This window comes from Pseudomonas sp. MDT2-39-1 (assembly GCF_054898085.1).
In genome coordinates this window covers 753,727-766,217 of record NZ_CM142716.1, presented here as the reverse complement: position 1 = coordinate 766,217, position 12,491 = coordinate 753,727, and the positions used below count along the sequence as shown (strand labels likewise).

General features: G+C 61.5%; 9 protein-coding genes. 7 read left to right on the top strand and 2 right to left on the bottom strand.

The features are described 5' to 3' along the window. Positions 1-57 precede the first annotated feature (57 nt). Positions 58-1,755: a sulfatase-like hydrolase/transferase gene (locus ACYZTM_RS03890; protein ID WP_461987167.1), complete on the top strand. Its 1,698-nt coding sequence runs from the start codon at positions 58-60 to the stop codon at positions 1,753-1,755. A gap of 113 nt (positions 1,756-1,868) precedes the next feature. On the opposite strand, the gene ACYZTM_RS03885 is transcribed toward ACYZTM_RS03890, so the two are convergent. Beyond that, complete coding sequence (locus ACYZTM_RS03885) at positions 1,869-2,924, bottom strand: AraC family transcriptional regulator (protein ID WP_461987165.1); 1,056 nt, start codon at positions 2,922-2,924, stop codon at positions 1,869-1,871. Positions 2,925-2,995: 71 nt separating this feature from the next. Between ACYZTM_RS03885 and ACYZTM_RS03880 the strand changes: the two genes are divergently transcribed. Next, complete coding sequence (locus tag ACYZTM_RS03880) at positions 2,996-3,910, top strand: LysR family transcriptional regulator (RefSeq protein ID WP_131062639.1); 915 nt, start codon at positions 2,996-2,998, stop codon at positions 3,908-3,910. Between the two features lie 132 nt (positions 3,911-4,042). On the opposite strand, the gene ACYZTM_RS03875 is transcribed toward ACYZTM_RS03880, so the two are convergent. Beyond that, positions 4,043-4,972, bottom strand: coding sequence for a LysR family transcriptional regulator (locus ACYZTM_RS03875; RefSeq protein ID WP_256656997.1), 930 nt, complete (start codon positions 4,970-4,972; stop codon positions 4,043-4,045). A 94-nt stretch (positions 4,973-5,066) separates the two neighbouring features. Between ACYZTM_RS03875 and ACYZTM_RS03870 the strand changes: the two genes are divergently transcribed. The 5 genes from ACYZTM_RS03870 (at position 5,067) to ACYZTM_RS03850 (ending at position 12,198) form a co-directional block, all read left to right on the top strand. After that, positions 5,067-5,906 (top strand): AraC family transcriptional regulator, encoded by an 840-nt coding sequence (locus tag ACYZTM_RS03870; protein WP_461987162.1) that lies wholly within the window; start codon positions 5,067-5,069, stop codon positions 5,904-5,906. Positions 5,907-6,129: 223 nt separating this feature from the next. Then, a complete protein-coding gene (locus ACYZTM_RS03865) occupies positions 6,130-7,956 on the top strand; it encodes a DUF1302 domain-containing protein (RefSeq protein WP_461987160.1) in 1,827 nt (608 codons plus the stop codon). An 11-nt stretch (positions 7,957-7,967) separates the two neighbouring features. Beyond that, on the top strand, positions 7,968-9,305 hold the full coding sequence (locus ACYZTM_RS03860) for a DUF1329 domain-containing protein (RefSeq protein WP_131062643.1): 1,338 nt from the start codon (positions 7,968-7,970) through the stop codon (positions 9,303-9,305). A 161-nt stretch (positions 9,306-9,466) separates the two neighbouring features. Then, on the top strand, positions 9,467-10,816 hold the full coding sequence (locus tag ACYZTM_RS03855) for a DUF1254 domain-containing protein (RefSeq protein ID WP_461987158.1): 1,350 nt from the start codon (positions 9,467-9,469) through the stop codon (positions 10,814-10,816). Further along, complete coding sequence (locus ACYZTM_RS03850; RefSeq protein WP_461987156.1) at positions 10,813-12,198, top strand: DUF1254 domain-containing protein; 1,386 nt, start codon at positions 10,813-10,815, stop codon at positions 12,196-12,198. Before ACYZTM_RS03855 ends, ACYZTM_RS03850 begins: the two co-directional genes overlap by 4 nt. Positions 12,199-12,491: the final 293 nt, after the last annotated feature.

The following is a 12,491-nucleotide window of genomic DNA, read 5'->3' as shown; positions in this document are numbered from 1 at the left end:
TCAAAAAATGGCCGACAATCTATTGTCCAACGGACGGCCGCGAGCATCGGAAATACTATGATTCGATACCTCAAAGAACTGCTCTTGGTTCTCTATTTAGTTAAGAGCTACGACTATTACCTGGAACGCCTCAGCGCCATGGGCATCGGCTTCCCGGTGCTGCTGTTTGGCGGGATGTTTATCGCGCTGACAGTGGCGCTTTTCATGACTGCCTACATTCGCCAGACACTGCTCCGGCATGTGTTCGCCCTGGCGATGTTTGTCTCGGCGGTGTTTTTCGATGTTTATACGCGCGTCACGGCCGATTACCTGACGTACAGCAGCTTTGTGTCGCTGGTGTACTCCGGCGGGTTCATCCAGGAGGCGGCGTACCAATACCGCGACGCGATCATCAGTGGGGTGGTCGCCGGCTTGCTTCTGCTGTTTGGCATCGGGCTCAAGCCGCGTCGGCGCATGCCGTTGCCCGGTGCGTTGCTGGTGGCGGCGCCGGTGCTCGGGGTGCTGTTGCTCAGCGCGGTATTGTTCGTGCGAGCCGGCGAAGGTGCCCGCGGCCTGCCGATCATGTACACGCCGCTGGCCTATTTGAACCTCTTTACCTACGAAGCCCTGCACAACACCGTCGGCCCGCGCGAATCAGTGAGCCTGGCGCGCAACGACTCACCTCCGGGGCACGACATCGTGCTGATCATCGATGAAAGCATTTCCGGCAACTACCTGGACATCAACGCGCCGTTCGGTGTGCACAGCAACCTCAAGGAACCGCGCCCGGGGGTCGAGATCTTCAATTACGGTTACGCCGCGTCCATTGCCAATTGCAGCGCCGACACCAACATCACCCTGCGCTACGGCGGCACCCGCGCCGACTACATGCGCATCAACAGCACGATGCCGTCGATCTGGCAGTACGCGAAGAAAGCCGGCCTGCGCACCGTCTACATCGATGCCCAGCGTACCGGCGGCAACTTGCAGAACCTGATGAACGATGCCGAGAAAAAGGACATCGACGAGTTTGTGCAATTCGACCAGACCAGCGTGCGCGATCGCGACATGGCGACAGCGGCGAAGCTGATCGACCTGCTCAACGACGGTAAGCCTGAGCTGGTGGTGATCAACAAGGTGGGCGCGCATTTCCCGGTGCACGACAAGTACCCGGATGCGTTCATGGCGTATCGTCCGACGTTGCCCCGGGGGCAATTTGTCGAGATCGTGGACACCGGCAAGCGGGATGGCTTCAACGGTCAGCCGGATGACTGGGTGCTGTACCGCAATGCCTACAAGAACACGTTGCTGTGGAACGTTGGGGAGTTTTTCTCACGGGTGTTTGCCAAGGCGGACATGAGCAATGCGCTGCTGATTTACACCTCGGACCACGGGCAAGACCTGCATGAGCGGGGCAACCCCGGGTTGAATACGCACTGCGGCGGAGATCCGGTGGAGGAAGAGGGCCTGGTGCCGCTGGTGGTGATTCAAGGGGATCAGTTGCGCACACTGGATTGGCAGAAGGCGCTGACCGCGAACAAGAATCGGTCGAGTCACTACAACATCTTTCCGACGCTGTTGCAGTTGATGGGGTATGACCTGGCGGGGATCGAGGCGGTTTATGGCAAGCCGTTGAGCGTGCCGACGGCGGACGACTTTACGTTCAACTACCGGTTCAATGCGCGGCTGGGGGCCAAGCCTGAGTGGAAGTACATTGACCTGAAGAGCATTGTGACGCCGGGGCAGGCGGCTACGAGTGTGGCGGTGGGGCAGTGAGGTTATGAGGTGTCTGGGGCGGCCCCTTCGCGGGCAAGCCTCGCTCCTACAGGATTTGCGGCGTTCACAAAACCCTGTAGGAGCGAGGCTTGCCCGCGAAGAGGCCCTGCCGGTCAGAACAAATCTGAAGATTGTGCCCATCTCGTCCGGTACACCCCCGGCGCACACCCCAACCACCGCAAACACGCGCGGTTGAAACTCTGCACATCGCTGTACCCCAGCCGATCCGATATCTCCACCAACTCCAGATCCGCTGCCTGCAACAGATCCTCGGCCAGGCAACGGCGATACTCGTCCTGCAACTCGGAAAAACTCCAGCCCAAGGCCTTCAAGCGCCGCGCCGCCGTGCGTTCCAGCCAGTGATGGTCGGCGCAAAACTGCTGCCAGTTTGCGCGGGCAAGGTCCGCAATCAGATGGTCGCTGACCTGCTCCAGCAACGTCGGTTCGCTGTTGCGCCGAGTCTGCTCCAGCAGGTCCACCAGCGTTTGTTCCAGCTCATGGTTGCCCGGCGTCAACGCTGTCACAAACAACTGCGGATCGAGGCGGATCGAATGATGTGGCTGTGCCCACTTCACCGGCGCGCGGAATGCCTGTTCATGCGCCTGCGGGTTGGCGGTACGTGGCCACGCCAGACCGATCTCGATAATCGGATCACGCTCCAGCCCACTGGCGAGGAATTTGCGACGCAGCATGCTGCACAGGCTGATCACGATGTAATCGGTGGTCGACGCACAGGCTTTCAAGCTGCCGCAGTCCAGCAGCCGCAACTCGACGCCGTCATCGTCACGCACGATCTGCGCCCGGAAGTGCCCGTTGAAGAACGGAAAGAATCGCTCGAAATAATTGCAGGCGCTTTCCAGTGATGCCGCGACGTCGAACAGGTAAGTCAGGCCATTGGTGGAGGTGGAGACGAAGCGTCGGCCCGCCGCCAGACCGATCAACGGGTCGCCAGTCTGCTCCAGCGCAAACGCCCAGAAGCGACGCGAAAGGAACAACGGAATACGCATGAACGGCGCACGCAGTTCGAACAGGCTGCGGCGAAACAGGCCTTCGAGGGTTTCCCGGGCAATGCCTCGGCCCAGCAGTTCTTCGATGGCCGGCAGCAAGGTCGGCGCATAAAACGCATTGGGCACTGGTTGATGGAGCAGTGGCTGATCGCTTTTTGTCATGTAGGGCTCACAGCTTGTTTCGGGACACTGGTTAGGCTGCCCGACGTTAAGCGATTTGCCGGAGCAAGACCATGCTTGATTTACGCCAGCTCGACCTGAACCTGCTGCTCGCCTTCGACGCGATTTACCAACAACGCAGCGTCACCCGCGCGGCCGAGGTGATGTGCCTGTCGCAGCCGGCCATGAGCAACGCGCTGCGGCGCTTGCGTGAATTGTGCGGCGATCCGCTGTTCATCAAAAGCCGTCTCGGCGTGACGCCGACGCTGGTGGCGCATCGGCTGGCCGACTATGTGCGCGCCGCCCTGGAATCGTTGCGCGATGGTTTGCGCATGATTCCGGCCGCGCGGCAGAACAACCCGTTGCTGCGCATCAGTTGCCTGGACTGCCTGCAACCGGTGCTGCTAGACGCCTTGCTCGAAGCGCCGCATGCCGACTGGCAGGTCCGATACTTCCAGCCTCGCCGTCGCGATGCCTTGCAGGAACTGGCGAGCGGCAAGCTCGACATTCTGATCGACCTCGATCAACCGCTGGCCGGGCTCGCCGGTCTGCACAAGCAGGTGTTGCCGGCCGACCATTACGTGTTTGCCTACGGCGACGCGCTCAAGGAACCGCCGCGCACGCTGCAAGCGTATCTGCAGCAGCCACAGATCCAGATTTCCAGCCGTCGCGATGGCCTAAGCCCGGTGGATTTGTACCTCGGTTTGAAAAGCCTGCGCCGAACGGTGGCGGTGAATACCCAAAGCACACTGGCGGCGAAATTGATCGCCGATCGGCAGCCGTTCGGCATGAGCCTGCCGAGCCGGGTCGCCACCGTGCTGGGGTTGCAGCAAGTGCCGTTGCCGTTGGACGAACCGGTGGAGCTGAAACTGGCGCTGTACATCGAAGCCCGTTACCGCTTCGAGCGCAGCCGGGAGGAAGCGATGCATTGCCTGCTGCGTGCGCTGGGCGCGCCGCGAGCGGTGCAGTCGCTCGCACGTCGCGCCTAGTCCAAAAGCTGCACAGAACCCCTGTAGGAGCGAGCCTGCTCGCGATGGCATTGTGTCAGCCAGTGATGAGTGTGACTGACACACCGTCTTCGCGAGCAAGCTCGCTCCCACAGGGATAGCGGGGATGCGACTTTACTGCGGCCGATCCACCGCCAGCAAACGCTGGTCAACCGCCAGAACCGCATCGACCATCGCCAACGCCGCCGGTGTCAGCGAGTAGCCGGAGCGGCTGACAATGCCGTAGTGCAGTTGCAGGCCGGGGTCATCGCTGGGGACGTCGACAAAATCCAGCAGGCGGATGAGTCCTTGTTCGGCCGGTTCAGCCAGGGCTTCCATGGTCGCGATGCCGACGGCGTCGGAGTGCATCACCACTCGGCGGATCGCGTCGAATTGCGCGCATTCGACGCTGGGGTTGAAGTCCGGTTCGCCCTGCACGTCGGCCAGGATCTTGCGGATCATCGGTGGAATCCGCGTACCGACCACGGCATAGCCGAGCAGGGCACGCAGGGTCAGGTTTTTCCGTGTCGCCAACGGGTGATCGATCCGGCAGAAAAACCGCCCGCGCCGGGGTCGCAGCAGTTGCACCTGATACCGCGGATCGCCGGTGAAATAACGCGAATCGGCCACCAGGAACTCGATCTGTTGCTCGCGCAGCCACAGCGCCAGTTGTTCCCAGTCGCCGAGGTGGAAACTCGTGCGGATCGCCGGATGGGCCTGGATAAACTCTGCCAGCGCCTCGGGCACCAGCAGCTGCGCCGGATACGGGCCGCAGCCGAAATGCAACTCGCCACCCGTCAGGCCATTGTATTGGGTCAATTCGTTGTGCAATGCCTGACTGCCGGCCAGCAGGCGCCGGGCGTGTTGCAACACCAGTTCGCCCTGGCCGGTGAGGCGGAACTCGCGACTGCTGCGTTCCACCAGCGCGCAATCAAGGTCCCGTTCAAGGGTCTGGATACTGCGGCTGAATGCCGGCTGGCTGAGATTGATCGCCTCGGCGGCGCGGCCAAAACTGCGGTAATCGGCGAGGGCCACGAGGTGTCGAAGCTGGCGTAAGTCCATCATGCGTCTCCTGCATTCGGCGGATACTTTTAATGCATTTGATCGATAACACGGCGACTGGCATAAGTACAACCCTGTCTTCTCGCCGTAGCCTGCCATGCCTGATCAATCCTTCGCTTCCAGTGCGTTTACCCGAACCATTCTCAACCATGCCCGGCAGTCCGGCCTGTGCCAGGACCAGTTACTGCAGCGCGCCGGCATCAGCCTGTCGTGGCTCGACGGACAGGGTCAGCACATCCCCGCGCACCTGGTCGAACAGCTGTGGCGCGAATGCGAGCACGCGGGCGTTGCTGCCACGTTCGGTTGCGAATTGGTGAACAGCATGGCGACCACCTGTCTGCAAGGCTTGAACATCCTGCTGGACTCCGCCGCGACATTGCGTGCCAGCCTGGCCTGTTTTACCGGGTTCCTGCCACGGGTGACCAACTACGTGGTGGCCGAACTCGAAGAGGTTGACGGGCAGGCCCGACTGCACCTGCGCGCCGCCCACGGGCAGCCGCACTTTTATGGTCTGGACGCCGCGACGTTGACCTTGGTGCGCAACATCGCCCGGCGCGTCGGGCGGGCGCCGGGGGAGATGTTTGTCGGTGTCAGCCTGACACCGCAGCAAGCGGCCGGCGACTGGTTGCGCAGCGTTGGCATTGAGGTGCAAGAGGGCGCGCATCCGTGCCTGCAACTGCCGTCGGCCAGCCTTGACGAACCCTTGCTCGGTGCGAATCCGTTTCTGCATCAAAGCATGCTCCGCCACTGGCAAACCGAGGCGGCGCAACACGCTCGCAGCGACAGCCTGGACATGGCGCGGCACTGGCTGACGGCCGGTGACCAGCCGATCGAACGCATCGCCGAACGCCTCGGTTACCGCCAGCCGAGCAACTTCATTCGGGCCTTTCGCAAACAGTTCGGCATCACCCCCAAGCAGTTTCGACTGAATCTGTAAGAGCACGGCTTGCTGGCGGAAGCGATTTCACGGCCGTCTTCGCGGGCAAGCCTCGCTCCTACAGAAACTCATCGGTCTGTAGGAGCGAGGCTTGCCCGCGAAGAGGTCATCAAAGACACCGAGATGCACCGTGATGATTATTTTTTGTCGGCCATCGCTTGCGTGTAGCGGTGGATTGTTGGGCACCGTGTCCGGGCTGAGTAATCCTGACCGGAGCCTAATAATGATAAGAACAAGCTCGGCCACAGCCGCAGTCCTCCAGCGACCGCATCGGCTTGGCCACACCCGCCCGCAACCCCTTGCGCTGGCGATTCTTGCTGTCCTGACAAGTCCGAGTTACGCCACCAGTTTCGACATTAACGAAGACTGGAGCTTGTCGACCAAAACCACGTTGTCCGTGGGCAGCAGTTGGTCGACGCAGAACCCCGACAAAAGCCTGATGACCCGCGCCAATGCCCTGCAAGCCCAACGCGTGCGCGCCAACGGCAGCAGCGTCAGCGCCGACGATAATCGGCTGAACTTCGAGAAGGGCGATCCCATTTCGCAGACCTTCAAGGGCCTCACCGATTTCAGTCTCGATGGCCAGGGCCAGGGCGCGTTCATACGCTTCAAATACTGGTACGACCACGCCTATGAAACCCGCAAAGGCCGGTTCAAGGATTTTGACGATTCGGGGTGGGACGACCTGTCGAAGTTCAAGGGCTTCGAGATGCTTGACGCCTATGTCTGGAAGGATTTTCAGGTGGCCGAACGCCCGTTGACGGTGAAGGTCGGCAACCAGGTGTTGTCGTGGGGCGAGTCGCTGTTGATCCAGAACGGCATCAACGTGATCAACCCGCTGGACGTCTCGGCGTTCAACCGCCCGGGCGTGGAAATCAAGGAAGGGCAGTTGCCGGTGGAGATGGTGTCGTTCAGCTTCGGCCTGACCGACAGCCTCAACCTCGAAGGCTTCTACCAATACAACTGGCGCCCCAGCGTACTCGACGGTTGCGGCACGTTCTTCGCCAGCAGCGATGCGATCCAGAAGGGTTGCGGGCCGTTGTATCTGAGCCAGCTGCAGACCGATCAACAAATGCAGGCTGCTGGCTTGTACGCCACTTCACGAGGCAACGAATCGCCGTCCGATAACGGCCAGTTCGGCTTCGCCCTGCGCAACATGATCCACGCGCTGAACGATGCCGAAGCCTCGATCTACTTCATCAACTATCACTCGCGGCTGCCGTATTTCACCCTTGATGCGAGGAACACCAGCCTGTCAGGCACCTTTCCCGGTGGTATTCAGGCGCCGAGCTACGCAGCAGCGTTTCCGGAGAACATTCGCCTGTACGGCATCAGCCTGAATGGCGTCGAACCCAACAGCGGCATTTCCCTGGCCGGTGAGTTGAGCTATCGGCCGAACATGCCACTGGCGATCAACGCACCGGACATCAACGTCGCGGTGATTTCCGGGCCGGGCGGCAGTTCCTGGGTCGACTTGCCACCGGGGTTCAACACCAACGGCGGCAGCCGCTACGACGGCTGGGTGCGCAAAGGCGTGTGGCAGATGACCGGCTCGGCGACCCAGGCCTTCGACCACATCCTGGGCGCGACCCGTTTGAGCCTGTTCGGTGAGGCCGGTGTCGTGCACATCGACGATCTTGGCGACGAGCGTCTGGGGCGCAACGCCGCGTTCGGCCGCAGTGCGCCGCGCAACGGCACGACTTGCAACACCGTGGCCTCTGGCGTGACCAATCAGTACTGCACCGACAAGGGGTTCGCCACCGATTGGTCGTGGGGTTATCGCCTGCGCGCGAGCCTCGAATACAGCGACGTGCTGCCCGGGATCAACCTGATTCCGGCGGTCAACTGGCGGCATGACGTCTCGGGTTATTCCTACGATCCGCAAGGACCGTTTCAGGAAGGTCAGCAAGCCCTGGGCCTGAGCCTGACCGGCATTTACATGAACGATTACAGCGTGGAACTGGCCTACAACGCGTTCTTCGGTTCCAACGACTACAGCACCCTCGACGACCGCGACTTCGCATCCGTCAGCTTCAAGGCAGACTTCTAAGGAGAACCGATATGCGTATGCAATTGTGCGTGCTGGCGCTGGCCTGCACCGTCGGCCTGGCTCAGGCCAAAGGCACCGATTCCGCCGCCCTTGGCAAAACCCTGACCCCCATGGGTTCGGAAATGGCGGCCAACGCCGACGGCAGCATTCCGGCCTGGAGCGGAGGCCTGGCGAGCAACGCCGGCACCGTCGATAGCAAGGGCGGTTACAGCGATCCGTATGCCGCTGAGAAGCCGTTGTTCACCATCGATTCGAAGAACGCCGCGCAGTATCAGAAGTTTCTCAGCCCTGGGCAGATCGCGTTGTTCAAGCGTTTTCCCGACAGCTACAAGATGAACATTTACCCGACGCACCGCAGCGCCAATCTGCCCAAGGATGTGCTGGCGCAGAGCCGCGACAATGTCGCCAAAACAAGCCTGGCCGACGGCGGCAACGGCTTGCACGATTACGCCCGGGGCATTCCATTCCCGCTGCCCACCGAAGGTCTGGAGGTGATGTGGAACCACATGACCCGCTATCGCGGCGGCAGTTACGAGCGCATCAGCAGCTCGGCATTGGTGCGTGAAAACGGCGCCACCAGTTACGTGCGCAACCAGTCGCTGATCAACTTCGCGGACACTGTGGGCGGGCTGGAAACGGGCGCCAATATCCTGTTCATGTTCAAGAGCCGCGTGCTGGAACCGGCGCGTCTGTCCGGCGAAGCGGTGCTGGTGCATGAACCGATCGACCAGGTCGCCGAGCCGCGTTCGGCGTGGCAATACCTGCCGGGCCAGCGTCGGGTGCGTCGCGCACCGATGATTGCGTATGACAACAGCGCCCGTTACAGCAACGGCCTGATCACCGCCGACAACATCGACGGCTACAACGGTGCGCCGGACCGTTTCGACTGGAAACTGATCGGCAAACAGGAGCTGTTCATCCCTTACAACAGCTACAAGATTGGCAGCCACGGGCTCAAGTATGACGAGGTGATCAAACCCAATCACATCAATCAGGATCTGGCGCGTTATGAGAAACACCGGGTGTGGGTGGTGGAAGCCACGCTCAAGCCCAACGCCCGGCACATCTACGCCAAGCGCCGGTTCTATGTGGACGAGGACAGCTGGCAGATCGCGCAGTCGGACCAGTACGACAGTCGCGGAGAACTGTGGCGCAGTGGTGAACTGCACGCGATTCAGCAGTACGACCACGGCTTCACCTACAACGTGCTGGAAACCTCCTACGACCTGATTTCCGGCCGCTACTACGCCGGTGGCCTGGCCAACGAAGAGACCGAACCGATGCGCGTCGGCTTCGCTGCCAAGACCGATGATTACACCCCATCGGATTTGCGCCGCTGGGCCAAGTAACCGCGATTTCAAGCACCCCATAAACCTAATGTGGGAGCGGGCTTGCTCGCGAAGGCGTTGTGTCAGTCACCATCAAAGTTGCCTGACACACCGCCTTCGCGAGCAAGCCCGCTCCCACAGGGAACGGTGTGTGCCGATGTTTATCTACCAGGAGACCTGCCGTGCGCTACTGGATATCCGCTCTCGCCCTGGGCGCAAGCCTGGGCTCTGTTCACGCTGCAACCCTCGATCCAACCCAGGCCAGGGCACTGGCGCAAGAGGCTTACGTTTTCGCCTACGCCACCGTCGAGCACGACAAAGTGCTCACCGCCATCGCCGCCAAATTGCCGTTCAACCGGCTCTACAGCGAACCGCGATTGCTCGGGCCGCAGGACAAAAAAGTGGTGTCGCCGAACAACGACACGTTCTATTCCCGGGCCTTGCTCGACCTGCGCGGCGAGCCCATGGTTCTGCAAGTGCCAGCGGTGGAAGGGCGTTATTACAGCTTCCAACTGGTCGACATGCGCACCGACAACCTCGATTACATCGGTACTCGCGCCACGGGCAACCAGGCGGGACGTTACCTGATCGCCGGACCGGACTGGCAGGGCGACATGCCGGCGGGATTCAGCGGCTTGATTCGCTCGCCGAGTCGGCTGGTGTTCCTGCTCGGGCGCACCGAGGTCAAGGGCGAAGCCGACCAGAAAGATGCGGCAAAAGTGCTGACGGGCTATGCGCTGCAACCGTTATCCAAAACGTTCGGTGGAGCGGCGCCCGAAGCGTTGGCCCCGCTGCAATTGCCGCCGTATCAGGAGACGAAACATGGACCGGCGCAGGCGCTGCTCGGCACCTTCAATGCCTTGGCGCCGCTGCATGAATGGACACCCGGTGAACGCTCGAAGCTGCAGCGTTTCGCTGCCATTGGCGTGAAGCCCGGCGCAGCCTTCCAACCGCCGATGGACTTGATCGAAGCAATCGCTCAAGGCGCAGAGGCCGGCCGCGAACAAGTCCGTGCCGCCTCGAGCCAGCTATCGGTGGAGCAGCAGGGCTGGTTCCGCTCGCCGACCAATGTCGGCAAATTCGGCGACGATGACCTGACCCGAGCGGCGGTGGCGTGGCGCTACATCTACGCCAACGATCCGGTGGAAGCGGTCTACCCGATGGCGTTGCACGATGCGCAGGGCCAGACACTGGACGGCAGCAAAAGCTATCGCCTGCATTTCCCCGCCGGCCAGTTGCCGCCGGTGAATGCCTTCTGGTCATTGACCCTGTACGACAGCAAAACCCAATTGCTCGCGGCCAACCCGATTCAGCGTTACGCCTTGGGCGATCGCAGTCCCGGTTTGCACTACGACGCTGACGGCGGCCTGACCCTGATTCTGCAACCCACCGCGCCAGCGCAAACGCATCAGGGCAACTGGCTGCCGACGCCTGAAGGCCCGTTCAATCTGTTGCTGCGCTTGTACCTGCCCAAACCCGAAGCGCTGGACGGCAGTTATCGGATGCCGACGATCGCGAGGGTCGAGCCATGAACCTGATCTTCAGTCGTCGTCGCGTACTCGGTGGCATGGGTGTGCTGGGAGGAAGTCTGATGTTTCCACGCTGGTTGCTGGCCGCCGACGCGGACGACACTCGGGCCATCACTCGGGAGGCGTGGATCTACGCCTACCCGATGCTGATGCACTATCAGACCTTGGAAAAACAGCTGCTCAACCCTGCCGCACCGGAATACGTCGGCGGGTTCAATCGCTTCCGTCATTACAGCGAGTTGTACACCCCGAAAAACCGCGAAATCGTCACGCCGAACAACGACACGCCGTACTCCTGGGCCTGGCTGGATCTGCGCAGCGAACCGCAAGTGTTGAGCGTGCCGGCGGTCGACGATGATCGTTACTACGTTCACCAATTGGTCGACCAGTACACCCACAATTTTGCCTACATCGGCGTGCTCAGCACCGGGCGCGAGGCGGAGGACTACCTGATCGCCGGGCCTGACTGGCAAGGGCCGACACCGGCCGGTATCAAGGCCGTGCTGCGCAGCGAGACCGAGATTGTCATGGTGCTCGGGCGTACCGGTTTGAAAAATGCTGATGACTTGCCGGCGGTGCGCGCGTTGCAGCAGCACTATCGATTGCGTGCGCTGCATGAGTACACCGGCAGTCCGGCACCTGCCGCGGCGCCCGCGATTGCGTGGCCGGTGTGGGACAGCAAAACCGGGTTGGGGCCGTCGTTCATCACGGCGCTGAACCAGATCCTTACGATGTGTCCGACTCATCCATCCGAAGAGGCTTTGCGTGCACGATTCGCGCGTATCGGCATCGTGCCCGGCCAGGGTTTCGATGTCGCGGCACTACCGGTGGAAACGCGTCAGGCCTTGATCGCCGGGATTCAGGATGTGCAGGCGCAACTGCAAGCAGCGGTGAGTCAGGTTCGCACCACCCTCGGCCTGTTCGGCACCCGCGAAGCGTTGCACGGCAACACCCTCAACCGCGCCGTCGCCGCGCACGTCGGCATCTACGGCAACAGCGTGGAAGAGGCGTTTTACACCGGCACCCGACAGGACAACCAGGGCCAGCCGCTGCTGGGTGGTCGTCAGTACCAATTGCGCTTCACGCCGGGGCAGTTACCGCCGGTCAGCGAGTTTTGGTCGTTGACGCTGTATGACCTGCCAGACCGGCAACTGGTGGCCAATTCGATTGACCGTTATTGCCTGAGCAGTCGCAATCAGTTGCAAGCGGACGCGGATGGCGGGTTGACACTGGTGATGCAGCCTTCGGAACCGCCAGCGCCGAGCAACTGGCTACCTACCCCGGCGAGCGGGGCGTTTACCCTGGTGTTGCGGCTGTATGGACCGGGGCGGGAGGTGATTGAGCAAGTGTGGCGGATGCCGGTGGTTGAAGTGATTGCTGCATAACCCGCTAGACCGCTATCGCGAGCAAGTTCGCTCACACAAGGGATCGCAGCCGTACGCAAATACCAGCTTCACCATCGATCAACTGTGGGAGCGGGCTTGCTCGCGATGGGGCCAGACCAGCCGACATCGACGCCTGCTGACCCACCGCAATCGCGAGCAGGCTCACTCCTACAAGAATCGAAGCCGGACGCAAATACCAGGCTCACCGCAGATCAACTGTGGGAGCGGGCTTGCTCGCGAAGGCGGACTAACATTTAACATCGATGTCGACTAACCCAACGCTTTCGCGAGCA

Excerpts from the sequence above, each read along its gene's own strand:
- ACYZTM_RS03860 (WP_131062643.1), top strand. The coding sequence starts at position 7,968 with ATGCGTATGCAATTGTGCGTGCTGGCGCTGGCCTGCACCGTCGGCCTG.
- ACYZTM_RS03865 (WP_461987160.1), top strand. The coding sequence starts at position 6,130 with ATGATAAGAACAAGCTCGGCCACAGCCGCAGTCCTCCAGCGACCGCAT.
- ACYZTM_RS03870 (WP_461987162.1), top strand. The coding sequence starts at position 5,067 with ATGCCTGATCAATCCTTCGCTTCCAGTGCGTTTACCCGAACCATTCTC.
- ACYZTM_RS03875 (WP_256656997.1), bottom strand. The coding sequence starts at position 4,972 with ATGATGGACTTACGCCAGCTTCGACACCTCGTGGCCCTCGCCGATTAC.
- ACYZTM_RS03885 (WP_461987165.1), bottom strand. The coding sequence starts at position 2,924 with ATGACAAAAAGCGATCAGCCACTGCTCCATCAACCAGTGCCCAATGCG.
- ACYZTM_RS03880 (WP_131062639.1), top strand. The coding sequence starts at position 2,996 with ATGCTTGATTTACGCCAGCTCGACCTGAACCTGCTGCTCGCCTTCGAC.
- ACYZTM_RS03850 (WP_461987156.1), top strand. The coding sequence starts at position 10,813 with ATGAACCTGATCTTCAGTCGTCGTCGCGTACTCGGTGGCATGGGTGTG.
- ACYZTM_RS03890 (WP_461987167.1), top strand. The coding sequence starts at position 58 with ATGATTCGATACCTCAAAGAACTGCTCTTGGTTCTCTATTTAGTTAAG.